Annotated in this window: 21 protein-coding genes and 1 pseudogene; 10 read left to right on the plus strand and 12 right to left on the minus strand. The window is 72.4% G+C overall.

What is annotated here, in order from left to right; genetic code table 11:
- Positions 1-324: 324 nt before the first annotated feature.
- Together RM590_RS17935 and RM590_RS17940 are read right to left on the minus strand one after the other, a co-directional pair.
- Positions 325-1,497: an MFS transporter gene (locus tag RM590_RS17935; protein ID WP_311705612.1), complete on the minus strand. Its 1,173-nt coding sequence runs from the start codon at positions 1,495-1,497 to the stop codon at positions 325-327.
- Positions 1,494-4,358, minus strand: a complete 2,865-nt coding sequence (locus tag RM590_RS17940; RefSeq protein WP_311705613.1) for a glycoside hydrolase family 2 TIM barrel-domain containing protein — start codon at positions 4,356-4,358, stop codon at positions 1,494-1,496. Before RM590_RS17940 ends, RM590_RS17935 begins: the two co-directional genes overlap by 4 nt.
- Positions 4,359-4,563: 205 nt before the next feature.
- Here RM590_RS17940 and RM590_RS17945 point away from each other — a divergent pair, with 205 nt between their 5' ends.
- On the plus strand, positions 4,564-5,601 hold the full coding sequence (locus RM590_RS17945) for a LacI family DNA-binding transcriptional regulator (RefSeq protein WP_311705614.1): 1,038 nt from the start codon (positions 4,564-4,566) through the stop codon (positions 5,599-5,601).
- A 96-nt stretch (positions 5,602-5,697) separates the two neighbouring features.
- Here the strand turns inward: RM590_RS17945 and eno are convergent, their stop codons facing one another.
- On the minus strand, positions 5,698-7,005 hold the full coding sequence (eno, locus tag RM590_RS17950; RefSeq protein ID WP_311705615.1) for a phosphopyruvate hydratase: 1,308 nt from the start codon (positions 7,003-7,005) through the stop codon (positions 5,698-5,700).
- A 161-nt stretch (positions 7,006-7,166) separates the two neighbouring features.
- Here eno and RM590_RS17955 point away from each other — a divergent pair, with 161 nt between their 5' ends.
- Positions 7,167-7,589, plus strand: a complete 423-nt coding sequence (locus RM590_RS17955; protein WP_311705616.1) for a MarR family winged helix-turn-helix transcriptional regulator — start codon at positions 7,167-7,169, stop codon at positions 7,587-7,589.
- Between the two features lie 112 nt (positions 7,590-7,701).
- On the plus strand, positions 7,702-8,757 hold the full coding sequence (locus RM590_RS17960; RefSeq protein WP_311705617.1) for a Gfo/Idh/MocA family protein: 1,056 nt from the start codon (positions 7,702-7,704) through the stop codon (positions 8,755-8,757).
- 12 nt (positions 8,758-8,769) lie between these two features.
- On the opposite strand, the gene RM590_RS17965 is transcribed toward RM590_RS17960, so the two are convergent.
- Both RM590_RS17965 and RM590_RS17970 read right to left on the minus strand, forming a co-directional pair.
- Positions 8,770-9,240, minus strand: coding sequence for a hypothetical protein (locus RM590_RS17965; RefSeq protein WP_311705618.1), 471 nt, complete (start codon positions 9,238-9,240; stop codon positions 8,770-8,772).
- The gene (locus RM590_RS17970; RefSeq protein ID WP_311705619.1) at positions 9,240-10,148 is read right to left on the minus strand and encodes a LysR family transcriptional regulator; all 909 of its coding nucleotides are present in this window, start codon (positions 10,146-10,148) and stop codon (positions 9,240-9,242) included. The genes RM590_RS17965 and RM590_RS17970 overlap by 1 nt, the downstream gene beginning before the upstream one ends.
- A 128-nt stretch (positions 10,149-10,276) precedes the next feature.
- On the opposite strand from RM590_RS17970, the gene RM590_RS17975 reads away from it, so the two are divergent.
- Positions 10,277-10,897 carry a dihydrofolate reductase family protein gene (locus RM590_RS17975; protein ID WP_311705620.1) on the plus strand — a complete coding sequence of 207 codons (621 nt, stop codon included), beginning with the start codon at positions 10,277-10,279 and terminating at the stop codon, positions 10,895-10,897.
- 7 nt (positions 10,898-10,904) lie between these two features.
- Here RM590_RS17975 and RM590_RS17980 read toward each other — a convergent pair whose 3' ends face one another.
- Entirely contained in the window at positions 10,905-12,377 is a 1,473-nt protein-coding gene (locus RM590_RS17980; protein ID WP_311705621.1) for a serine/threonine-protein kinase, read from the minus strand.
- A gap of 70 nt (positions 12,378-12,447) precedes the next feature.
- The gene (locus RM590_RS17985; protein ID WP_311705622.1) at positions 12,448-13,614 is read right to left on the minus strand and encodes a nuclear transport factor 2 family protein; all 1,167 of its coding nucleotides are present in this window, start codon (positions 13,612-13,614) and stop codon (positions 12,448-12,450) included.
- A gap of 95 nt (positions 13,615-13,709) precedes the next feature.
- Between RM590_RS17985 and RM590_RS17990 the strand changes: the two genes are divergently transcribed.
- Both RM590_RS17990 and RM590_RS17995 read left to right on the plus strand, forming a co-directional pair.
- Positions 13,710-14,624 carry a LysR family transcriptional regulator gene (locus tag RM590_RS17990; protein WP_311705623.1) on the plus strand — a complete coding sequence of 305 codons (915 nt, stop codon included), beginning with the start codon at positions 13,710-13,712 and terminating at the stop codon, positions 14,622-14,624.
- 12 nt (positions 14,625-14,636) lie between these two features.
- On the plus strand, positions 14,637-15,470 hold the full coding sequence (locus tag RM590_RS17995; RefSeq protein ID WP_311705624.1) for an LLM class flavin-dependent oxidoreductase: 834 nt from the start codon (positions 14,637-14,639) through the stop codon (positions 15,468-15,470).
- Between the two features lie 38 nt (positions 15,471-15,508).
- Here RM590_RS17995 and RM590_RS18000 read toward each other — a convergent pair whose 3' ends face one another.
- On the minus strand, positions 15,509-16,441 hold the full coding sequence (locus RM590_RS18000) for an aldo/keto reductase (protein WP_311705625.1): 933 nt from the start codon (positions 16,439-16,441) through the stop codon (positions 15,509-15,511).
- Between the two features lie 162 nt (positions 16,442-16,603).
- Here RM590_RS18000 and RM590_RS18005 point away from each other — a divergent pair, with 162 nt between their 5' ends.
- Entirely contained in the window at positions 16,604-17,365 is a 762-nt protein-coding gene (locus RM590_RS18005) for a GNAT family N-acetyltransferase (protein ID WP_311705626.1), read from the plus strand.
- Between the two features lie 14 nt (positions 17,366-17,379).
- Here RM590_RS18005 and RM590_RS18010 read toward each other — a convergent pair whose 3' ends face one another.
- The gene (locus tag RM590_RS18010; RefSeq protein WP_311705627.1) at positions 17,380-17,910 is read right to left on the minus strand and encodes a carboxymuconolactone decarboxylase family protein; all 531 of its coding nucleotides are present in this window, start codon (positions 17,908-17,910) and stop codon (positions 17,380-17,382) included.
- 84 nt (positions 17,911-17,994) lie between these two features.
- Here RM590_RS18010 and RM590_RS18015 point away from each other — a divergent pair.
- The 3 genes and pseudogenes from RM590_RS18015 to RM590_RS18025 all read left to right on the plus strand — a co-directional run.
- Positions 17,995-18,975: pseudogene (locus RM590_RS18015) on the plus strand (pirin family protein); the annotation flags it as partial.
- Positions 18,976-19,014: 39 nt separating this feature from the next.
- The gene (locus RM590_RS18020; protein ID WP_311705812.1) at positions 19,015-19,353 is read left to right on the plus strand and encodes a GNAT family N-acetyltransferase; all 339 of its coding nucleotides are present in this window, start codon (positions 19,015-19,017) and stop codon (positions 19,351-19,353) included.
- A 134-nt stretch (positions 19,354-19,487) separates the two neighbouring features.
- Positions 19,488-19,859 (plus strand): DoxX family protein, encoded by a 372-nt coding sequence (locus RM590_RS18025; RefSeq protein ID WP_311705628.1) that lies wholly within the window; start codon positions 19,488-19,490, stop codon positions 19,857-19,859.
- A 34-nt stretch (positions 19,860-19,893) separates the two neighbouring features.
- On the opposite strand, the gene RM590_RS18030 is transcribed toward RM590_RS18025, so the two are convergent.
- Genes RM590_RS18030 through RM590_RS18040 form a run of 3 tightly spaced genes read right to left on the minus strand, consistent with a single transcriptional unit; the run spans position 19,894 to position 22,776 of the window.
- Positions 19,894-20,388 (minus strand): MarR family winged helix-turn-helix transcriptional regulator, encoded by a 495-nt coding sequence (locus RM590_RS18030; RefSeq protein WP_311705629.1) that lies wholly within the window; start codon positions 20,386-20,388, stop codon positions 19,894-19,896.
- A gap of 58 nt (positions 20,389-20,446) precedes the next feature.
- Positions 20,447-22,201 (minus strand): ankyrin repeat domain-containing protein, encoded by a 1,755-nt coding sequence (locus tag RM590_RS18035; RefSeq protein WP_311705630.1) that lies wholly within the window; start codon positions 22,199-22,201, stop codon positions 20,447-20,449.
- 41 nt (positions 22,202-22,242) lie between these two features.
- The gene (locus RM590_RS18040) at positions 22,243-22,776 is read right to left on the minus strand and encodes an outer membrane protein assembly factor BamB family protein (RefSeq protein ID WP_394813893.1); all 534 of its coding nucleotides are present in this window, start codon (positions 22,774-22,776) and stop codon (positions 22,243-22,245) included.
- Positions 22,777-22,811 lie beyond the last annotated feature (35 nt).

The raw sequence follows: 22,811 nt of genomic DNA on the forward strand, positions 1-22,811 counted from the left end.
CCAGACCGGACAGTGCGTGAGCCCGGGCCAACGCCCCGGGCCCGGGGGGCAGTTCCCACAGCACGACCTCCGCCTGCCGCGGCAAGTCCCGGGCCCGCCACCCGCCTTCGTCTTCCGCCCCCAACGGCCCCGCTACCTCGAAGCGTCCCGCGATGGTCCGTCCCCGCATCAGCCCTCCCTCATCCGGCGACCATGATGTCGGCACCGCGCCCGCCCGTCCAAGATCGGAACGAGCCCGCGCAAAACCCCCGGACAGGAGACATCGGGTAACCATCGCAAGCGTCGAGATCCCGTCCGCCCCACACAATCGGACGGGCTCGGCGGTCAGGCCCCGTTCCCCGTCTTCGTCAGGCGGATCAGCCAGACCGTCGCCACCAGGGAGGCGGCGGACAGCGCGGTGAGCAGCCAGGAGACGGCGTGGATCCCCGACGCCTCGATGCCCACGCCGAGCAGGGGCGGCGCCGCCACACCGCCGATCATCGAGGCGGCGATCACCCAGGCCCCGGCGCGCCTGGACTGCGGGAGGGCCCGGTTGAGCCAGGGCAGGCCGGTGGGGAAGACGGGCGCGATGAACAGCCCGACACCGGCGTACGCCACGGGCGCCAGTCCCTCGACGAGAGTGAGCAGCAGGCACACGGTCATGCCGGCCGCGCACACGGTGAGGATGCGTTCCGGGCTGTACCGCAGCGTGATGGGGACGACGAGGAAACGGCCCGCCGTCATCATCAGCCAGTACACGGAGGTCGCCGAGGCGGCCACGGTCGCGCTGTAGCCGACGGTCTCCAGATGCGTGGGTTCCCAGCCGCCGACGCCGGCCTCGACGGCGACGTTGAGGATGTAGAGCGCGATGAAGCCGACCAGGACGCGGGACAGGCCCAGCGACACGGAAGGCGTCGCCTCGGACGGGGCGCCGGCCGGCCGCGTGCGGATGCCGTTCGTGGTCAGGGTGAGCGCCGCCGCCAGCACCGCGCACCCGGCGAACGCGTACGCGTAGTCGTCCGGCCCCAGCCACGCCACGACGGCCGGGCCCAGCACCGCGCCGATGCCGAAGTGCGCGTTGAGCACGTTCAGCATGGCGGTGGACCGCTCGCCGAAGCCGACCGCGAACAGCTGGTTGAGGCCGTAGTCGATGCCGCCGAAGCCGAGGCCGCCGAGGAAGGCGGCGGCCAGCGCCACCGGCCAGTTGGGGGCGAGTACGAAGCCCGCGCCGCCCGCCGCCATGAGACCGTAACTCGCGGCCACCAGCGTCCTGTTGCTGATCCGGGAGTGGATGGCGTTGAAGGCGAGGACGCCCGCGAGCCCGCCCACGAAGTGCAGGCTCAGGCCCAGCCCGGCGCCCGACGGGCCGAGGCCGTACTCCTCGCGCAGGCCCGGGACCGCCGGACCGTAGAGGGCCTGGAGCATGCCGATGAGGACGAATCCGACGCAGGACGCCACCGCGGCCGGCCGGGTGAAGAGCCGGCCGGCCGCGGGCGGCCTCAGGACCGTGTCGGTCACGGGGTCTCCGAGAAAAGGAAGGAGAACTCGGCGGGCTCGGCCCGCAGGAGGTAGTGCGGCAGCGGGCCCGGGCCGCAGGACTGCGAGCCGATGCCGTGCTGGCCGTGGTCGAGGTTGACCCAGACCGTGTCGCCGGGCGTGAGGTCGGTGCGGTGCGCGGCGGCGTCCAGCTGCTCGTTGGTCCAGCGCCGCGCGCTGAACCAGAACTCCGGGTCGCCCTCGATCCGGAGGCCGCCGATCTCCGCCCAGCGGACGTCGGCGCGGGCGCCGTTCTCCTGTGGGCGGACGTATGGCGTCTGCAACTCGTCGACCGTGGACTCCCAACGCCCCAGCATGGCGGCCGTCCTGGTGTCCGGGTACGCCTCACCGGGGCCGCCGCCGAACCACCGCACGCGGTCCGCCGAGCCGGCGAGCCCGAAACGGATGCCGAGCCGGGGCAGCGGCACGTTCCAGTCGCCCTCGGGTGTCACGGACACGGTCAGCTTCAGCCGGGTGCCGTCGGAGGTCCACCGGTAGACGGTGGCGAGGCCCGCCTCCCGGGACGCGGGCGCCACCCGGGTCCGCACGGTCAGCGCGTCGTCGCCCAGCTCGACGGAGTCGAGGCGGTGCCGCATCCGGTGCAGGCCGAACTCGCGCCACAGCGCGCCGAAGCACACGTCGTCCTGCCAGGACATGCCGTTGTCGTTGTCGGTGGGCGCCCGGAACACGTCCAGGCGCAGGCCCTCCACCGTCACCCCGCCGATCGACGTCAGCGCGCCGGTGCGGGGGTCGAACGCGGCCGGTCCGAGGGCGATGTGCCGCTCGCCGGGGACGGGCCCGGCGGAGGCGGCGACGGACGGCGCCCGCCGTGGGGCCACGGGGAGCTGTCCCCACGCCATCGGGTGGCCCTTCGGCGCCCATGCGGTGTCCGCGGCGAGCACCGCCCGTACCGTCCACTGCGTCTCGCCGCCGCGGGTGCCCGCCAGTTGTTCGGGGAGCTTCACATCGGCGGACTCGCCCGGTGCGAGCGCTGGCACCGGCAGCGCGCCCGCCTCGACGGTCTCGCCGTCCACCTGGTACGACCATTCGAAGGCGAGCGCGGAAAGGTCGGCGAAGTCGTGCCGGTTGGTGATCCGTACGGTGCCGTCCGCACTGTCGCCCTCGATGCGGACCGGCTCGATCACCTTCTTGAACTCGGCCAGCCCCGGCGACGGCCTGCGGTCCGGGAACACCAGCCCGTCGCAGACGAAGTTCCCGTCGTGCAGTTCCTCGCCGAAGTCACCGCCGTACGCGTAGCCCAGCTCGGCGTGCGCGATCCCGTGGTCGATCCACTCCCAGACGAAGCCTCCCTGAAGCCGCTCATACGATTCGAAGAGCCGCTGGTAGTCGGCGAGCCCGCCGGGGCCGTTGCCCATGGCGTGCGCGTATTCGCACAGGATGAAGGGGAGTTGGCGCCTCTTGTGCGTGCCGCCGTCCAGGCGCTGGCCGATGCGCTCGACCTCCCCGTGGGAGGCGTACATCCGCGAGTACATGTCCGTGTCACGGCAGGTGCCGTCGCCCTCGTAGTGGACGAGCCGCGAGGAGTCCCGGCCGCGGATCCACTCGGCCATGGCCGTCAGACCGCGCCCGGTGCCGGCCTCGTTGCCGAGGGACCATATGACGACCGACGGGTGGTTCTTGTCGCGCTCGACCATGCGGGCCGCCCGGTCGAGCAGGGCCGGGGTCCAGCGGTCGTCGTCGACGGGGTTGTCGCGCCAGTTCTGGTCCTCGAAGCCGTGGGTCTCCAGGTCGCACTCGTCGATGACCCACAGTCCGTACTCGTCGCACAGGTCGAGGAACGCCGGGTGCGGCGGGTAGTGGCTGGTGCGGACGGCGTTGACGTTGTGCCGCTTCATCAGCGCGATGTCCTCGCGCATGGTCTCCAGGTCCAGGGCGCGCCCCTTCTCCGGGTGCCACTCGTGCCGGTTGACGCCCTTGAAGAGGACGGGCTTCCCGTTGACCTTGAGCAGGCCGTCCTCGAGGACGACCGTGCGAAAGCCGATCCGGAGCGGCACGCGTTCGCCCGCGGTGGCCAGTACGCCGTCGTACAGCTTGGGGGTCTCGGCGGTCCACGGCTCGACGGGCACGGTCACGCTCTCGCCGGTGGGGACGTCGATCCCCAGCGCGGGAACGGTGATCCGGCCGGCCACGTCCGAGTCGACCCGCAGCGTGCCCGCGCCGGTGACGTGGTCGTACGAGGCGTGCACGAAGAAGTCGAGGACGCTGTGGGAGGGGCGGTGCAGCAGCGTGACATCACGGAAGATGCCCGGCAGCCACCACTGGTCCTGGTCCTCCAGGTACGAGCCGGCCGACCACTGGTGGACCCGGACCGCGAGCACGTTGCCACGCGGCTTGAGCAGATGCCCGACCGCGAACTCGTGCGGCAGGCGCGAGCCCTTGAACTCGCCGAGATCCGTGCCGTTCAGCCACACCCGGGCGCAGGACTCGACACCGTCGAAGCGGATCACTGCCTCGCCCTCCGCCGGCCAGTCGGACGGCAGGTCGAAGACGCGCAGGTGGTCACCGGTCGGATTCTCGGTCGGGACGCGTGGCGGGTCGACCGGGAAGGGGAAGAGACGGTTGGTGTAGATGGGGGAGCCGTGGCCCTGCAGGACCCAGTGGCCGGGCACGGTCACCTCGGCCCAGCTTCCCGCGTCGTATCCCGGCTCGGCGAACCCGTCGTCCTCGGCGTCGGCCGTCGGCGACAGACGGAAGTGCCAACTTCCGTTCAACGGGAGTGACTTGGCGTCCGAAGACGCGTACCAGGCGCGGGGCGGCAAGGCCCCGCTGCCCGGCGAGACGTCCTCGACGTAGTCGATGGCCGTGGTGGTGCGAAAAGACATCTGTGTCTCCTGAGCAGCCTTGACGCCGGTCTTGGCGATGCGTCCCGTTACCGTTAACGTGAGCGCTAACGGAGTCTTGCTCATCGGATCGGTCCGGTCAAGGGCTGGGAGCGGTATCCGGCAGGCGGGCGGCGGCGCGGCCGGGTGCCGGACCTGGTTGACTTGGGACGCGGAGCGGCACGACGACACGGGTGAAGTAGGCAGGGTGGCTGGACAACGGGAAACGGAAGACCGGCGGGGACGGGACTCGCTCGGCGCGAGGACCGCCAAGCGCGTCACGCTCCGCGACGTCGCCGAGGCGGCGGGCGTGTCCCACCAGACCGTCTCCCGGGCGATCAACAGCAAGGGAGAGATCGACCCGGAGACCCGGCGCCGGGTGCTCGACGTCGCGCGGCGGCTGCGGTACCGGCCCAGCCGGTTCGCCCGGGGGCTGGTCAACCCCGAGGTCGTGACCGTGGGGCTCATCGTTCCCGACGTGGTCAACCCGTACTTCCCGGAGTTCATGGCCGGGGTGTTCGCGGCGGCGGACCAGCGGGGCTGGCAGGTGCTCGTGGCCAGCACCGAGAACTCCCGGGACCGGGAGCTGACCCTGGTCCGCTCGCTCGGTCGGCAGGTCGACGCGCTCGTCGCCTACCTGAGCCACCCCGACGCACAACTCGAGCCGTACGTGGGCGGCGTGCCCCTGGTCATCGTCGATCGCGGACTGGACTCATCGACCTACGCACTGGTCAAGGTCGCCACCGCGGACGGAGTCAGGGCGGGGATGCGGCACCTCATCGACCGGGGGCACCGCCGGATCGGCATGATCGACTGCGAGCCGGTCTGTGACCCCTTGGTCCGGCGGCGCACCTTCCTGGAGGTCGCCGAGGAACACGCGCTGCCGATCGACGAAAGCTGGGTGGTCGTGGAGGACCAGTCCCTGGACGGCGGCGCCGCCGCGTTCGAGGCGCTGCACACCGCCCACCCGGACCTCACCGCCGTGTTCGCCTTCAACGACCTCGTCGCCATAGGCGCGCTCCGGGCCGCCCGCCGGCTCGGCGTGCGAGTGCCGGACGACTGCGCACTCGTCGGATACGACGGGCTGAGCGTCACCGACCTGCTCGACCCGCCGCTGACCACCCTCCACCTCGACAAGCGACGGCTGGGGGAACTGGCCGTCCACCAGGTCGACCAACTCCTCGCCGGCGAACTGCCGCCCCCCGCCGTCCTGACGCCGCGCCTGAACGTCCGCGGCACGACCTGACCCGCCGGCCGGCGTCGGCCGGTGCGGCTCCCGGGCGCGCGAGCGGGCCCCCGATCGTGATCGAGGGCCCGCTCGGTCACCACCCCTGCCCGCTGTTTACGCCCGGCGCAGCGCGGAGCGGCCCGCGAAGCGTGCCGAGTCGCCCAACTCCTCTTCGATCCGGATCAGTTGGTTGTACTTCGCCGTGCGGTCGGAGCGGGAGAGCGAGCCGGTCTTGATCTGACCGCAGCCGGTCGCCACCGCCAGATCCGCGATGGTGGTGTCCTCCGTCTCGCCCGAGCGGTGCGACATGACAGCCGTCCAGCCCGCCTGGTGGGCCGTGGCCACCGCGGCCAGCGCCTCGGTCAGGGTCCCGATCTGATTGACCTTGACCAGCACCGAGTTGCCGACGCCGGTGCGGATGCCCTCGCGCAGCAGCGTCTCGTTGGTGCAGAACACGTCGTCGCCGGTGAGCTGGCAGCGGTCGCCGACGCGGGCGGTCAGCTCGCGCCAGCCGTCCAGGTCGTTCTCCGCCATCGGGTCCTCGATGGAGACGATCGGGTAGGCGTCGATGAGCTTGGCCAGATAGTCGGCGTGCTCGGAAGGGGTGCGGCGCACGCCCTCGCCCGCGTAGTCGTACACCCCGTCGCGGAAGAACTCCGACGACGCCGGGTCCATGACCAGGCCGATATCGGTGCCGGGGCGGTAGCCGGTGCGCTCGATGGCGGCCATCACGAAGTCGAGCGCCTCCTCGGCGGTGCGCAGCGCGGGCGCGAAGCCACCCTCGTCGCCGACGCCCGTGGAGTGTCCGGCGGCCAGCAGGTCGCGGCGCAGGGTGTGGAAGACCTCGCTGCCCATGCGGACGGCTTCCGCGAAGGTGTCCGCGCCCACGGGCGCGATCATGAACTCCTGGAAATCCAGCGGATTGTCGGCGTGGGCGCCGCCGTTGACGATGTTCATCATCGGCAGCGGCAGGAGGCGGGCGTCGGCGCCGCCGAGGTGGCGGTAGAGGGGCCTGCGGTGGGCCGCCGCGGCGGCCTTGGCGGCGGCGAGGGAGACGCCGAGGATCGCGTTGGCGCCGAGCCGGGACTTCGTGGCGGTGCCGTCGAGGGCGACCAGCGCCGCGTCGAGACCCGCCTGGTCGCCCGCGTCCCGGCCGCGCACGGACGCCGCGATCTCCCCGTTGACGTGGGACACCGCGCGGTCGACGCCCTTGCCGTGCCAGCGGGCGGAGTCTCCGTCGCGCAGTTCCACGGCCTCCCGGGCGCCGGTGGAGGCGCCGGAGGGGACGGCCGCGCGCCCCAGGGACCCGTCCGTCAGGACGACGTCGACCTCGACCGTGGGGTTGCCCCGGCTGTCGATGATCCTCCGGGCGGTGACGGTCTCGATGGCGGCGCTGATCGTTCCGACTGTCGCTGCGGACATGGGAGTTCCTTCCCGTTGTGTGTGCCGTGGCCCCGGCTGCGACAGCGCTGGCGCTGAGCCCGGCACGCCAAACTCTACAGCAATGCTGCTCAGTTTTGCTGTACAGCATTGCTGTGCAGATCAGGTGCACAGCTTTGCTGACCAACGGGGTAAAGTGCCCTATGCCCACCTCGGAAGCCGCCGCCATCGCCGCCGAACTGCGCACCGCGATGGGCAAGCTCACCCGACGCGTCAAACACGAGGACCGCATCCCGCTGGGCCAGGTCGCCGTGCTCGGCGCACTCGACCGCAACGGCGCCATGACCACCAGCGACCTCGCCGCCGATCAGCGCGTACGCCCCCAGTCGATGGCCCGGGTGGTGGGGCTGCTCATGGAACAGAACCTGATCACGCGCCGGGCGCACCCCACGGACGGCCGCAAGTCGCTGGTCGAGCTGTCGGACGCGGGCCGGGCCGCGCTCGAAGCGGAGCGCGGCCGCAGGGCCGGCTGGCTCGCGCAGGCCATCGAGGCCGAACTCACTGATGAGGAGCGGGCGTTGCTGGCCCGGAGCGCCGCCCTGCTGGAGCGGCTCGCCACACGCTAGTGCCCCGACGGGCAACGTTCGCTCCCGGCCTCATCCCGGCGTCGGGGAGGTGACCCACTCTGCCGGGAAAAGCGGTTGCCACGTGCCGGCGAGGTCAAGTGATCATGTCCGCATGCGCGTTGGTGTCATCGGATTGAGCAGGGGCCTGCACCTGGCGGGCTGGTGCCGGCGGTTGGGCATGGAGGTGGTGGCCGCCTGCGACCGGGACGCCGCGCGGCGGGAGGCGTCGCGGAAGGAACTGCCCGGCGCGGTGGTGACCGGCCGATGGGAGGACCTGCTGGAGCACCGGCTGGACGGTGTCGTCCTGGCCAACGACTTCGATGAGCACGCGCCGCTGGCCATCGCGTTCCTGGAGCGGGGCGTGCACGTGCTGTCCGAGTGCGCGGCCTGCGTGGACGAGGACGAGGGCCGGCGCCTGGTCGAGGCGGCCGAGCGGTCCACGGCCACGTATTCCTTCGCCGAGAACTTTGTCCACCACCCGCACGTTCGCCTGGTTCGGCAGGTGGCCGAGGGCGGCGAGCTGGGCCGGGTCGGCCTGATCGAGGCCGACTACCTGCACGGCATGTCGCCGGAGGTCATCACCGCGCTCATCGGCGACCCCGGAAGCTGGCGCGGCCGTATCGCCGCGACGGCGTACTGCACGCACACCGTCTCCCCGGTGCTGGCGGTCACGGGCGCCTGGCCCGTGGAGGTGGCGGCGTTCCCGGCCGACGAGGCCAGCCCGCGCGACGCCGTCGTCATGACGGTCCGGTTGTCCACGGGTGCGCTGGCCGTCACCCGGCACGGCTTCCTCCAGGGCGAGCCCGACAGCCACTGGAGTTGGTTGTCCGTCCGCGGCAGCCGGGCGCTGGCCGAGTCCGTGCGGGCACCCGGCGAACGCTCCTGGTCCGTCCGCGTCCGGGCGGAGAGCTGGACACGAGCCGACGGCGTCGCACACGAGGAGGAACGGACACCGCCGCCTCTCACCCTGAACGGGCAGCGGGTGGAGCGGCAGGATGAGGGGACGGTACGCGTCCTCCAGGGCTTCGAGGCCACCGTGGAACGCGGGGAGCCCCCGCTGGTTCCGGTGCGGCCCGCGGTGGCCGCGTCGCTGGTCGGTGTGGCCGGCGCGGAGTCGCTGCGGAACGGTTCGCGGCCGGTGCGGGTGCCGGACTTCTCTCCGAAGTGAGGACTGTGGGGGCTACGACTTCCCGACGCGCGTGTACGTCACGTCGAAGTCGGGGCTCCAGAGCTCGCCGTCGCGTGAGTGCTCCCAGCCGCCGTTGATCGTGTTGCCTCCGTCGGCGAAGGTGGCGGTGAACCGCTGGTGGAAGCCGGGTGCGGCGCGCCACTGCCGCCACCTGCCGTCGTTCATGCTCGTCCGGTAGACGCGTGCGACACCGCGGCCGTCGGCGTACAGCGTGGTGAAGTCCCCGGCTGTGTCGTCGTAGCCGGTCAGCGTCACGGTGGGGAACGGCGTGTTCGCCTCCCATTCGGCGGGAAGCGTCGATTCGGGTCCGGTGTCCGCGCGTTGGACCAGGAAGGCTCCGCCCTCCAGCCACGCGAACTCGGTCCGGACCGGGCCGGCGCTGTGGCCGGCGGCCCACATGTCCCACTCGCCCACGAGCACGTCCAACTGCCGCAAGGCGCTGTGGGGTGTCGGTTGCCGCATCAGGCTCTCCTCGTCTCGGGTTCCATGGTGGCCACGGTTGTCGTCGGCGTGGCCGCTTCGGCGAGTGCGGCCAGAACGGCGGCGACGGCGGGCGGGTCGGGTGGGTCGCCGTAGGTGGCGGCGTGGATCCGGCGGTGGAAACCGGTCAGTTCGGTGGCGTGGATGTCGGGTCGGCGGTGCGCCTGGAGCGCGAGGCCGGGCAGGGTCGTGACGCCCATGCCGGCGGCGACGAGGGCCTGCACGACGACCATGTCGTCGCTGAACGAGGCGATGCGGGGGGTGAAGCCCGCAAGCCGGCACACCGCGTTGAGCTCGTCCTGGCACCGGTCACAACCGCCGATCCAGGTGGAGTGGCGGTGGTTCGCGACGCTGTCGTCGGGTCGCCCGCTGATGAGGTGGATCGGGTCGTCACCGAGGTGGACGAGGCGGAATCCCTCCTCCTCGAACGGGGCATCGGCGTGCTGGAAGACGAGGGCGACGTCGATCTCGCCGTGCCGCAGCATCCGTAGCGCCTCGACGGGGTGCTGATCGAACAGGCTGAGCTGGAGCCCCGGGTGCGCCTGGGCCAACGAGGCCGCCGCCCTCGGCACGATCGTGCTCAGCGCCGACGCGTTGGCGGCCAGCCGGACCCGCCCCGCCCGCAGGCCGACCTGCGCCGCCAGCTCGTTGGTCGCCGCGTCGACCCGTCCCAGGATCTCGGCGGCCCGGTGGGCCAGCAACTGCCCTTCCGGCGTCAGCCGGATCCCGCGCCCGATTCGCTGAACGAGCTTGACGCCGGTGGCCGCTTCCAGGCGGGACAGGTGGTGACTCACCGACGGTTGGGAGTAGTGCAGATCTCTCGCCGCCTCGGTCACCGAGCCATGGCGGGCCACCGCGGCCAGCACCTTGAGGTGGACCAGGTTGAGCATGGATCAAGATTATCAATGTATTTATCGTGGGATTGGCATTGGACGTCATGTCAGCTCTGCACCATGCTGATGCCTGACGGAAGCTGGTCGTGAGGGCGACGGCCGGTCGCCACAAGGAGGACAGAGCGATGACCAAAGGCGCGGGCAAGGTGACCTGCGATCTGTCGATCTCGGTCGACGGGTACTCGGCCGGGCTCAACCAGACCGAGCAGCGCCCGTTCGGCGACGACGGCGGGGATGGCTGGGGCGACAGGCTGCACGCCTGGTTCGCCGAGACCTCCGAGGAGAACCGGGCCGAGATCGACCGGACGACGGCGGCCAAGGCGTTCATCATGGGGCGCAACATGTTCGGCCCGGTGCGCGGCGAGTGGGATCGGGAGTGGAACGGCTGGTGGGGCGACAATCCGCCGTATCACGTCCCGGTCTTCGTGCTCACCCACTATCCGCGCGATCCGCAGCCGATGGACGGCGGCACCACGTTCCACTTCGTCACCGACGGAATCGAATCCGCGCTGGAACGCGCGCGCGAGGCGGCCGGGGACGGCGACATTTCGATCCAGGGCGGCGCGACCACCGTCAACCAGTACCTCGCGGCCGGCCTGATCGATGAACTGCGGCTGCACATCGTGCCGTTCACGCTGGGCGCGGGCACGCGGCTGTTCGACGGCGTTCCGCGGCTGAATCTTGAGCAGGTGCGGTCGCGGGCGGCGACCTCGGTCACGCACGTGACCTATCGGGTGCTGTCCTGAGCGATGCTTATGTGACGTCCAGGACCTGCTTGTAGAGCTGGCGGGCTCGTTCGCGGTTCCCGGCGCCGAGTTCCATGTCGGCCCACGTCATGAGCAACCCGGCGATCTGCTCGGGCGGGCCGGGGGCCTCGGTGGCCCGCTGGAACAGCCCGCGGGCCGCGTCCACGTTCCCGGCCTCCCTCTCCACCCGGCCCAGATTCCCCCACGCGTCCGGGGCTATGCCCCACTGGCCGGACTCGGCCGCCCGCTGGTAGAGGCCGCGAACCTTCTCCACATCCCCGGCATCGTCCTTCTCCAGCACGCCCCAGCAAAGGAGCGCCTTCGCCTGCTGCCAGGCGTTGCCGATCTCGATGATCCGCTGGTACAGCCCGCGGGCCTCGTCCAGATTCCCGGCCTGCTTCTCCAGCCAGCCCAGGCTGATGAGCGCGCCCGCCGTCTGCTCGGGCGTGCCGCCGGCCTCGATGGCCTGCTGGAACAGCCTGCGGGCCTCCGCCGGATTCCCCTCCCCTTCCACGTTCGCCAGGCCGATGAGCGCGTCGACGTGGTGGGGGAGGCTCCTGGTGTGGTCGTCGGCACCGCCGGACGCGGACGAAGGGGGCGGCGATTCCGGAGGGGCGACCGTTCGCTCGTCGATCATCGTGGTGACGGTGGACGGCAGCCACGAGATTCCGGTGTCGTCCGGAGCGGGTACCCGGTCCAGGATCTCCACCACGGTCGGCCGCCGCGGGGCGTCCTTGGCGAGGCAGTCACCGACCAGTTCGGCGAGCGGCGCGGGCAGCCCCGACAGGTCCGGCTCCTCGTGGACAACCCGGTAGTTCACCGCGTGCGCGGGGCCCGTCCCGAAGGGGAGGCGGCCGGTCGCCGCGTAGGAGAGCACGGCGCCGAGCGCGAACACATCCGATTCCGGTCCGGCGTCGTTGCCCAGGAGGTGTTCGGGGGCCATGAATCCGGGTGTTCCGATGGCCGTCCCGGCCCGGGTGAGCTGCGTGTCCTCGGCCGCCCGGGCGATGCCGAAGTCGATGAGGCGGGGGCCGTCCGCCGCCAGCAGGACGTTCCCGGGCTTCAGGTCGCGGTGCACCATCTGGCAGTCGTGCACGGCCGCCAGCCCTTCGGCGAGCCCCGCGGCCAGCGGCCCCAGCGCGCGCTCCGGCAGCGGACCGTGCCGGGCGACGGCCTGCTGCAGCGACGGGCCGGGAATATAGGCGGCGGCCAGCCATGGCGGGTCGGCCTCGGGATCCGCGTCCACCACGTGCGCGGTGTAGAAGCCGCCCACCTGCCGCGCGGCCTCCACCTCACGGACGAACCGCCGCCGGAAATCGGCGTCCCCGGCGAGCTCCGGCCGCACCACCTTCACCGCCACCAGCCGGGCACCACGACGGGAACGGCCCAGGAATACCTGCCCCATCCCGCCCCCGCCCAGCCGCTTCAGCAACCGGTAGGGCCCGACCTCCCGCGGATCCCCGGCCAGCAAATCCTCCACGCCGCTCCCTACAACCGAAGAAATGCTCCACCCCACCAGGACGTCGCCACGGCTCCGGCGGTTCTCTTCCTCAACTCGCGCTGGAGTGCCGGTGGTACGCCTTGTTCGCGATGCGCCAGCCGTCGTCGGCGCGGACCAGCAGGAAGATGTCGGTGAACGTGTCCGCGCCGTGGTGGAGCGTCATGGTCGCGGTCGCGACGGTGCCGTGGACTCCGAGGACGTCGACGCGGCGTGAACGGGTCGGTTCATCCGGCGCCGGCCGCCCCTGGAAGAGGGCGCAGTACTCGCCCAGGCGCCACGAGACGAACGCGCCGTCCCGGATTCCCTCGATGTGCGCGGTGGGCAGAAACGCGTCGCGGAAGTGGGTGGGGTCGCCGGTGGCATGGCCGCGGATGTAGGCGTGGAGCGGTTCGAGCACTTCGTCGTCCGTGGCGGGGACCGTGGCGGCGACGGCGATGTCGGCCTCGGTGCCGGCGGGGGTGCCAGCCAGGTCGGCCGCGACGGGCAGGGGCGCGTTCGACGCGGCGGCCAGCAGGGCCATGTCCTTGGCCAGCGCGCCGATGGTGAACTCGGCGGTTCCGGCGGTCGGCGGGTCGGTGAGGAAGGGGCGCTTGCGGGCCACCAGCCCGCCGAGCTGGCCGAGTTCGAGAACGTCCAGCACCTGGGCGCGGGGCAGGCCGAGGGCGTCGGCCTGCCGCAGCGCGTCGCGCAGCGCGAGAACGGCGCCGGCGAGGCTGCTGTTGGCGATCAGCTTGAGCGCGGCGGCGGTGGCGGCGTCGTCGACGCGGCGCACGGTGCCCAGCGTTTCCAGAACCGGTCGGGCTCGGTCGAACGCGCCCTGCTCGGCGGCGGCGAGGATCCGCAGGGCTCCGGCGGCGACGGCCGGTACGGAGCCGAGGACCGGCGCGTGGACATGGGACGGGCCGAGCCGCCGGGCAAGTTCGGACGCTTCGTCGGGCGCGATGGTGCTGGTGTTCAGCACGATCGTGTCCGTTCGCAGCGAGTCGCGGACGTCGTCGAGGACCTGTCGGCAGGCAGGCCCGTCGAACAGCGACAGGAGCACGAGGTCGGCCCTCGCCACGGCGTCGTTCGGATCGCCGGTCACCTCGACGGTGCCCGACGCGCGCCCGGAGCGAGTCCAGCCGACGACGTTCCAGTCCTGCGCGGCGAGTCGTGTCGCGATCGCCTCGCCCATGCGCCCCAGGCCGAGGACGGCGAGCGTGTGTGGTGCGGTCATGCGTGTCAGCGTGGTGTACCTCGACGGCTGCGACAAGCGCAGATTTCGCGGGCCGGCCCTGCGGGGTACGCATACCGGCTGGGCATACTGGGGCCATGGATCTGACCGTGTGGCGGACCTTTGTGACCGTGTGCCGCCTCGGGTCGCTGTCGGCGGCGGCCGCCCAGCTCAACCACACGCAATCGGCCGTCTCCCGGCAGATCGCCGGGCTGGAGCGGCAGCTCGGCGTGCCACTGATGGAACGCCACGCGCGCGGTGTGCGTCCGACACCGGCCGGCGAGGCGTTCCGGCGCCACGCCCTGGCCACGCTCAACGAGGCCGACCGCGCCGTACGCGCCGCACGCGACGTTCGCGACGGGGCGTTCGACCGGCCGCTGGCCGTCGGTGCCACGCCCTCGCTGGCCGCGGGGATCGTTCCCGAGGCCATCCGCGGCCTGTTGCGGGAGACCGGGTCCCTCCGGTGGAGCCTGGTCCCCGGCCTGAGCGCGCAACTGCACCACCGCGTGATCGCCGGCGATCTCGACATCGCCGTCGTCACCGACGCGCCACCGGGACTGCCCCAGGACCCGCGGGTCGAACGGCGGTTCCTCGGGCTGGACGACATGGTCGTCGTCCTGCCCGCCGGCCATCCGCGGGCCGGGGGCGGTCCCGTGTACATGCGGACGCTGGCCGACGAGACCTGGGTCGAGGACAACGACGGCTCGGCGGCCCTGCTGCGCCAGCACGCCGCCCGCGCCGGAGTCAGCGCCCGCATCGACCTCACCGCGGCCGATCTGCTCGGCAAGCTGGCGCTGGTCGCGACCGGCCACGCCATCGCGCTGATCCCCGGGGTGCTGACGTGCGCGCTGCGAACCGACGTCACCACGGTGGGCCTGGTCGATCCGCCGACCCGCGGCATCTACGCGATCACGCCACGCCGCGACCCCCACTCCTCCGCGGCGCCGCTCCTCGACCAGCTCGCCACCGCCTTCTCCTCGGTCCGTCCGGTGGGCGCTGTCAGACCTCGTTGAGACGATGAGGCCATGCAATATGGGGTGGACATCTGCACGCTCGGTGAGCTCGCCGAGCCGGCCCGGGTCGTCGAGATGGCGCGGGCGGCCGAGGCCGCCGGGTGGGAGGCGGTGTTCCTCTGGGACCATCTCGCCTTCGCCTGGGGCGTGCCGTCGGCCGATCCCTGGGTGCTGCTCGCGGCGGTGGCCCAGGCGACGAGCCGCGTCCGGCTGGGGCCCGCCGTCACGCCGCTGCCGCGCCGCCGGCCGGTGGTCGTGGCCCAGGCCGTGGCCACCCTCGACCGGCTCAGCGGCGGCCGAGTGGTGCTGGGAGCGGGGGCCGGCGGGGTCCCGGCGGAGTTCACCGCGTTCGGGGAGCCGGCGGAGGCGCGGGTGCGGGCGGGGATGCTCGACGAGGCGCTCGAGGTCGTTTCGGCGCTGTGGGCGGGGCGGCAGGTCAGCCACGAGGGCGAGCACTACGCCGTCGACGGGGTCACGCTGGCGCCGCTGCCGGTTCAGCGCCCGCGCGTGCCGATCTGGGTCGGCGGCGACAGTCGCGCCGCGCAGCGCCGGGCGGCGCGCTGGGACGGCTGGATCATCGGCGGGGACAACGAGGACGGTGAGATGACACGGGATCCCGGGGGCCTGGCCGAGGATCTCGCCCGCATCCGGGAGCTGCGCGGCCCCGGCCATGACACGCCGTTCCAGGTGGCCATGACCGGGGTCTCCGCCGGGCCGGACGACGGGGTCTTCGCGCGCTACGAGGCGGCCGGCGTCACCTGGTGGCTGGAGCATCTGAGCGGCGCACGCGGGTCGTACGCGCGGCTGCTGTCCCGCATCGAAGCGGGGCCGCCGGGCCGTGCGTGAAAGCGGTCGAGGCAGCCTCGCAGCGGTGGGCGCCGGTGTCAGTCCTCCAGCGTCGACGGCGGCGTGCCCAGGGCGGCCAGCTCCGGCCAGAACTCCTCGGGGACGGTGGTGGCCTGTAGCTCCTGAAGCTGGGTGAGCCGCTCGGGGCGGTTGACACCCACGATGGTCGAGGCGATGCCCGGGTGGCGCAGGGAGAACCGCAGCGCCGCGGCGTGCAGCGGGATCTCCCACCGCTCGCACAGCTCGCGGGCGCGCGCCACCCAGGCGAGGAGCTCCGGCCCCGCCTGGCTGTAGGCGTACGCCTCGCCCCGGCCGGCGAGGATGCCGCCGCCGAAGGGCGCGGCGTTGAAGACGCCCATGCCGCGCTCGGCCGCGAGGTCGATCAGCTCCTCGCCCCGGCGGTCCACGATCGTGTACCGGTTGTGGGTCAGCAGGACGTCGAACGCGCCGCTCTCGGCGTACCGGCGCATCAGGGAGACGGGGCCCGCGGCGATGCCGAGCGCCCCGACCAGCCCCTGGTCGCGCAGCTCGGCCAGCCCCTGCACCGCCCCGCCGGGCGCGAGCGCCTCCTCGAACTCGATGGTGTAGGGGTCGTGCAGGTGGAGCAGCGGCAGGTACTCAAGTCCCAGGCGCGCGACGCTCTCCTCGAACGACCGCCAGACCCGGTCGCGGTCCAGCGCGCCCGTCACCCGGTCGGCGTCGACCTTGGTGACGATGGCCTTGCCGACGGGCAGCCCGTCGCGCCGGACGGCGGTGCCCAGGACGGTCTCGCTGCGGCCCTCGGCGTAGTTGTTCGAGGTGTCGATCACGGCGAACGGGCTCGCGAACATCGCCCGCGCCAGGGCGTCGGCCGCCTCGGCCGGCGTCCCGTCCGTGCCCGGCGGGTTGCCGAGGAAGGAGGTGCCGACACTGACCGCCGTCGCGCGCAGCGAGGTCCCGGGAACGATCCGCTCATTCGTCAACTCGTCCATCGCTCTTCGTTCTTCCGCTGTATCGCCTGCGCGTATCGGTCGATACGCCTTGTCGCGCAGGACCCTAGCAGCGACGCCGTCACGCGAGCGGGAGTACCACGTCGATACCCTGCCGTGCGCGGGCTGGATCGGCTCAGGCGGCGAACCTAGGCGGCGAACACAGTGGAAGAACTCGCACGACTCAGCGACATAGAGCGGGCCGGGGCCGGGGACGGGCAGGTGATCTGGGCCGCGCAGGGGCAAGGTGGCGACGGCCTGGGGCCGGGGGTGCGGGCCTGGCGCCACGGCGGGGCGCTGGCGGTGGCGAGTCCCAACCCGCGGCAGGACCGGCTGGCGGTCCAAGGGGACAGCGCCGACGCGCTCGTTCTGGTGCGGCGGGTCCTGGAGGAAGTCGGCCCGTCCTACCGGCTTTTGGGCGAGGCCGCCCTGATCGACGCGCTGGTGCGGCGGCTGCCCGGGCTGACGCCGATCCACACCTTCTTCTGGATGGAGACGACCTCCCCCACCGGTGCCGCCCCCGCGGACGTGCGGTGGCTGGATGCCCGCGAGGAGAAGGAGGCGGCCTCGCTGTTCGACCGCTTCTTCCCCGACTCCTACGCGCGGCCGGGACGCGCGGGCGTGCGCCGCTGGGCCGGGGTCGTCGGCCAGGCGGACGGCGGCGTCCGAGCCGAGCCGCTGGCGGTGGCCGCGGACGCCTGGTCCGCGGCCGGGTGCGGGTTCATGGGCGGGGTCCTCACCCACCCCGCCGCCCGCGGACGCGGTCTCGCGCGGGCCGTGTCCGGCTTCGTCCTCGACGCCCTCGTCGAACGGTACGGCCGCGCCGCGCTCATGGTGCTCGCCGGCAACGCCCCCGCCATCGCCACCTATGAACGCCTCCGCATGACCAAGCGCCTGTTCGCAGCGGCCCGCTTCCGGACCGGGTGAAACCCAGGTCCTGCCTACCCGGCGGCTGCCGCGCCGCCGGGGCCGTTCTCCTCGTCCGGGGGAGTGCTCCGTTCCGGCCGTACCGGGTGCTTGCTCATGATCGAGACCCGGTTGAACGCGTTCATGGTGATCGCCACCCAGATCACCGCGGAGATCTGGTCGTCGGTGAGCACCTGCCGGGCGGCCTCGTAGGCGGATTCCTGTGCGGCGCCATGGGTGAGGGTGGTCGTCGCCTCGGCCAGCGCGAGGGCCGCGCGCTCGGCGTCGGTGAAGAGGTCGGTGTCCCGCCAGGCCGCCAGCACGCCCAGGCGCCGTGCGGAATCGCCAGCGCGCAGGGCGGCCCTGGTGTGGACGTCGAGGCAGTAGGCGCAGCCGTTGATCTGCGATATGCGGATGTTGAGCAGCTCCACGAGGGTGCGGTCGAGCCCCGCCTCTGCGGCGACCGCGCGTACCGCCTCCGACGTCTGCACCAGTGAGTGGAAGGCCTTGGGGCTCTGCTTGTCGATGAAGATCCGCCGCGTCGCGGATCCTGGCACGTTGCTCATCACTCCTGGCCTCCTTGGGACCGTTTCGGCCTACCGTGGCATTATAGTTGATGTAACAACTAGACTGAACGTGAGGTGGTCCCGGTGAGCAACGTGGAAGCCGAGCCCGCGGTGGTGAGATGCGGGGCATCGGTCGACGGCGGGCGGCCGGCCGAGGCGCCGCGGGTCGATGTGCTCGCCGCGCGGCAGGTGCCGCTGGGCGGGCCGCGCTCGATGACCGTGCGGCGGACGCTGCCGCAGCGGGACCGGACCCTGATCGGGGCCTGGTGCTTCGCCGATCACTACGGCCCCGACGACGTCGCCGCCACGCGCGGCATGGAGGTGGCCCCGCATCCGCACACCGGCCTGCAAACGGTGAGCTGGCTGTTCAGCGGGGAGGTCGAGCACCGCGACAGTCTCGGCAGCCACGCCTTCATCCGGCCCGGTGAGCTGAACCTCATGACGGGCGGACACGGCATCGCCCACTCGGAGGTCTCCACCCCGCGCACAACGGTCCTCCACGGTGTCCAGTTGTGGGTGGCGCTGCCGGAGGAACACCGGGACACCGAGCGGAACTTCGAGCACTACGTGCCCGGGCCCCGGCGGATCGAGGGCGCCGAGCTCAGGGTCTTCCTCGGCTCGCTCGCCGGCGACGCCTCTCCGGTGCGGACGTTCACACCGCTGCTCGGCGCCGAGGTCACCCTCGCGCCGCGGGCGGCGATATCCCTCCCCGTGGACGCCTCGTTCGAGCACGGTCTGCTCGTGGACAGCGGGAACGTCCGCCTGGCCGAAACCCCGCTGCTGCCGGGTGAGTTGGGCTACGTTCCGCCCGGCGCCGACGCCCTGACGCTGGCGAACGAGTCGGACGGCCCGGCGCGGGCGATCCTGCTCGGCGGCCCGCCGTTCGAGGAAGAGATCGTCATGTGGTGGAACTTCATCGGCCGCAGCCACGAGGACATCGTCCGGGCCCGGGAGGACTGGGAGGCGTCCTCCGCCCGCTTCGGCGCCGTTGGCGGATACCCGGGCGACCGGCTTCCGGCGCCCGCTCTCCCGAACGCCACCATCAGGCCGCGCGGGAACCCCCCCACGTCGCTGACCTCCCCCATTCGAAAGCAGGGCACCCTCATGAGCCAACCGTCTGCCGCTCCGGTCGTCGAGCGGGTGGAAGCCGCGCACCGGTACGAGATCCTCGTCGACGGCGAGCGCGCCGGCCTGACCGAGTACCGCGACCGCGATGGGCAGCGCGTCTTCTTCCACACGGAAGTCGGCGACGCCTTCTCCGGCCGGGGCCTGGCCGGGCAACTGGTCCGCCAGGCGCTCGCCGACACGCGCGCCTCCGGACTGCGCGTCGTTCCCGCCTGCCCGTACGTGGCCGCGTTCCTGAAGCGCCACGAGGAGTTCGCCGGCCTCGCCGACCCCGTGACCCCCGATGTCGTGCGGTGGCTGGAGACGGAGCTGGGCTGACCGATCGCCTCGGCGACACGGCCCGAGCCTGTGCTGGACGAGTCGGCCGCGGGCTCTAGGGTGGATGATGAATCAACTATACGCCGCGCCGTCGCCCCTCCCCGGGCGGCGGCCTGCCAGAAGGATCGCCTGCGATGTATGTGACCGCCGCCATTCTGAGCGTCGTCCTCGCCCTGGTGTCGCTCGCCGCCGGCGTGCCGAAGCTGCTTCTCAAGGGAGACGTCCCCGTGAAGCTCCAGGAGCACATGGGGCTGAGCGCGGGGCTCGTCCGCCTCATCGGGGTGGCCGAGGTCGCCGCGGCCGGCGGTCTGGTGGTCGGACTGTTCTGGCAGCCGCTGGGCATCGCGGCCGCCGTCGGCTTCGCGCTGATGATGGCCGGCGCGGTGGCGTTCCACGCCAGGGCGGGCGACTACGCCGATCCCGCCGCCCGGGGCAACGCCCTCGCTCCCGTCGTGCTCACCGTTCTCTCCGTCGCCGCGGCCGTGACCCTCGGGCTGGCCATGTGAGAGGGCTCCGCCCCGGCGGCCCACCCGGCGGTGATCAGGCTCCGGACTCCACCTGCTCGGCCGGATGGGAGGGCGCGTCCAGCCGGTCCACGACGCGTTCGCAGAGGTGGCCGAGCATGTCCAGCTCCGCCGGTGTCACGTGGTCGAGGAACATCTCGCGAACGGCTTCGACATGCAGCGGGGCCGCGGCCCTGATCGCCTCGTGGCCCGCCGGGGTGATGACCACGAACGCTCCCCGGCCGTCCTCGGGGCACTCGACCCGGGTCACCAGCCCGCGCTTCGTCATGCGGGTGATGTGGTGGGACATCCGGCTCTTCTCCCACTCCACCGCCTTGGCCAGATCCAGGAAGCGGCGCCGTCCGTCGGGCGCGTCCGTCAGCTCGACGAGGACCGTGTAGTCGGCCTCGGACAGGCCGGAATCGGCCTGCAACCGGCGCGACAGCCGGCCCTGGAGCTTCTGCTGCATCCGGACGAAGCTCCGCCAGGCCCGCTGTTCGGCGGGGGTCAGCCAGCGCGGTGTCTCGTTCATGCGTGCCAGTCTAACGAGATTGTTGACAAATCACCCAGGCGATGCCGCCCGCCCCCCTTCATCGCCGCAGCCGCGACGGCAGTTCCAGCCAGCGGTGCGGGGTGCCGAGACCGAGCGCGGCCCGGCCGTCGGTGATCTTCAGGCCGGCCGCGGCGCAGCAGTAGGCGAGGATGTCGGCGCCATGAGGAAACGCGTGTCCGCGCTGCCAGAAACGGAAGTGCCAGTAGGCACTCGGGTCCGACTTGTGCTGCCAGAGCCCTATCTCGTCCCGGGCGACGATCTCGCCGTCGCGGGCCAGGGTGCCGAACGTCCCGCCGTCGGGGTTGAAGTACACCCCGTAGGCGGCGGTGCCCGCCGATATCGCGCGCAGCAGTTCGTTGTCATGTGGCAGGTAGCCGTCCTGGGTGACCGCACAGCCGCCGGGAGACCCGTCCACGCCCCGCACGCTCACATAGCGCAGGGACTCCTCGTAGTCCGCCGGGTCGAACGGCGCGTCCTCGATGTCCACCCGCGGGCACCGCGCGGGATCGGCGCCCAGCCGCCGGATCACCTCGTCCTCGCTCAGGCCCTGAACGAAGGCGATGCCGAGCCCGTCCGTCCACAGCGGCTCGGTGCCGAAGGCCGCGATGAGCGCGTCCGCCGCCCGGAAGGCGGCGGCCTCCCCGGCGGGCAGCTCCTCCGCGTTCGGCAGGCCCGCGACGAGCGGTGCGAGCGATGTGGTCAGCAACAGCCGGCCCGGTGACCAGGGCCCCGACTGCGGCGTCCACACATCCGCCCCGGCGTCGATCAGCGCGCGGACACTGCCCTCGTCCATGCTCTGGGCGGCGAACCACAGCGGCGTGTGCCCGTCCTCGTTGCGAACGTCGACCGCCACGCCCCGGGACAGCAGCTCCCGCACCGCCTCCTCCGCGCCCTGCTCCGCCACCAGGTGCAGCGGGGCGGTGCCGCGCCAGCCGACGGGGTCCCCGGGCGGCGCGCCGCCGTCCAGCCGGGCCCGGACCAGGGCCGCGTCCGCCCAGTCCTGGGGGCTCATGCGCTGCCAGTCGGCCCGCGGCACATATCGCTGCCGCGCCTCCTCCTCGCGACGGCGCTTCCTGAGCCGGCCCGGAGTCAGCGGCGGTGCCAAAAACGAGGGCGGTCCGCCCAGCTCCATGGTCGCGATCGAACGCGACTCCTCCGTCGGCTCCGGCGGCTCAAGTCCCGGCCAGACCTCGATCGTCCGGCTCGTGGCGGCATGGAGCGCCGCCACCTCGACCGGGGTGTGGGTCTCGGCTATCCCCTCGTCCGGCCACTCGACGACCAACTGGGCGTCCCCGAGGGGCGGGAGCTCCGCCAGGTAGAGATCGACGTCGGTCTTGAACAGCGACCGGTGGGAGTGATGCATCCCCGGATCCAGCGGGATCAGGCCGACCGCCTGCGTCGTCGCCGCTTCCCTCTCCTCGCCCCCCGGCCCGGTGAAGCGGAAGTGCCGCGGCACCGTCCCGTCCAGTGAGGTCACCCGGCGGCCGTCGGAGAACCGCAGACCCACCCGGAGCCCGGACTGGCGGTTCGCAAGCGTGCCCTGCCTGCGGATCCCGCGGAAGACCGCCAGGTGCAGGGTGGCGGACCGCGGCCACACGGACCACCCCGTCAGCAGCACCCGGGTGTCCGGCCCGGCGCCCGCCACCGCGAGCTGCGACAGCCGCACGGGCGCGAAGCGGTCAACGGGTGGCGCGTACCGCGCGTCGTCCTCGGTCGGTGCCGTCAACCGGGCGAGCACGGGCCGCTCGGTGGCCGGTTCCTCCGGCAGGACCAGATCGTCGAAGAATCCCATGCGCCGAGCGTGACACACGGCACTGACAGCGCTCCGGTGGGTCACGGGCGCAGGGCCCACAGCGTTCCGCCGTTGTCCAGGACGACGATCAGGCCGTCACCGTCCGACGCGGGGCCGCTGACGGCGTTGCTGTCGAACTGGCCCGTCCAGAACTCGCGGGCGTTCCCCGAGTCGAGGATCCGCACGGTGGTCCAGCGCTGGAACAGCCGTTCCTGCTTGGTCCGGCGGAGCATCACGTACCTGTCGGTGATCCCCACCCCCTGGGAGCTGTCGGCCTCGTCGTGCCAGCGCTCCGCGCCGTCGTAGGCGGCCAGGCACACCGTTCCCCCTTGAGTGGGGAAAATGAACCCGCCCGGCACGCTCGCCACCGGACCGTCCGGGCCGTCCGGTTGGTAGGTGCCGTCGTACTTCCACTTCTCCTCGCCGGTGAGCCCGTCCAGGGCGGTCGGCTTCCGGTGGCCCCCGGCGGCCAGCGGCAGGAACACGGTGGTGTCCGACACCAGCGACTCGATGGGCCGCAACGCCCCGACGACGGGCTCCGGTTCGCTGTCCTGGAACGGGCTCCGCCACACCACGTCGCCCGTGCCTGCCTCGCGGAAGACGAGGTCGA

This window comes from Streptomyces litchfieldiae, assembly GCF_031845365.1.
Classification (GTDB): Bacteria; Actinomycetota; Actinomycetes; order Streptomycetales; family Streptomycetaceae; genus Streptomyces; species Streptomyces litchfieldiae.

Bases quoted from the DNA above. Each gene is read 5' to 3' on its own strand.
- RM590_RS18010 (WP_311705627.1), bottom strand. From the start codon at position 17,910: ATGAGCAACGTGCCAGGATCCGCGACGCGGCGGATCTTCATCGACAAG.
- RM590_RS17990 (WP_311705623.1), top strand. From the start codon at position 13,710: ATGGATCTGACCGTGTGGCGGACCTTTGTGACCGTGTGCCGCCTCGGG.
- RM590_RS18020 (WP_311705812.1), top strand. From the start codon at position 19,015: ATGAGCCAACCGTCTGCCGCTCCGGTCGTCGAGCGGGTGGAAGCCGCG.
- RM590_RS17985 (WP_311705622.1), bottom strand. From the start codon at position 13,614: ATGACCGCACCACACACGCTCGCCGTCCTCGGCCTGGGGCGCATGGGC.
- RM590_RS18030 (WP_311705629.1), bottom strand. From the start codon at position 20,388: ATGAACGAGACACCGCGCTGGCTGACCCCCGCCGAACAGCGGGCCTGG.
- RM590_RS17960 (WP_311705617.1), top strand. From the start codon at position 7,702: ATGCGCGTTGGTGTCATCGGATTGAGCAGGGGCCTGCACCTGGCGGGC.
- RM590_RS18000 (WP_311705625.1), bottom strand. From the start codon at position 16,441: ATGGACGAGTTGACGAATGAGCGGATCGTTCCCGGGACCTCGCTGCGC.
- RM590_RS17955 (WP_311705616.1), top strand. From the start codon at position 7,167: ATGCCCACCTCGGAAGCCGCCGCCATCGCCGCCGAACTGCGCACCGCG.
- RM590_RS17995 (WP_311705624.1), top strand. From the start codon at position 14,637: ATGCAATATGGGGTGGACATCTGCACGCTCGGTGAGCTCGCCGAGCCG.
- RM590_RS18025 (WP_311705628.1), top strand. From the start codon at position 19,488: ATGTATGTGACCGCCGCCATTCTGAGCGTCGTCCTCGCCCTGGTGTCG.
- RM590_RS17975 (WP_311705620.1), top strand. From the start codon at position 10,277: ATGACCAAAGGCGCGGGCAAGGTGACCTGCGATCTGTCGATCTCGGTC.
- RM590_RS17970 (WP_311705619.1), bottom strand. From the start codon at position 10,148: ATGCTCAACCTGGTCCACCTCAAGGTGCTGGCCGCGGTGGCCCGCCAT.
- RM590_RS17940 (WP_311705613.1), bottom strand. From the start codon at position 4,358: ATGTCTTTTCGCACCACCACGGCCATCGACTACGTCGAGGACGTCTCG.
- RM590_RS18035 (WP_311705630.1), bottom strand. From the start codon at position 22,201: ATGGGATTCTTCGACGATCTGGTCCTGCCGGAGGAACCGGCCACCGAG.
- eno (WP_311705615.1), bottom strand. From the start codon at position 7,005: ATGTCCGCAGCGACAGTCGGAACGATCAGCGCCGCCATCGAGACCGTC.
- RM590_RS17965 (WP_311705618.1), bottom strand. From the start codon at position 9,240: ATGCGGCAACCGACACCCCACAGCGCCTTGCGGCAGTTGGACGTGCTC.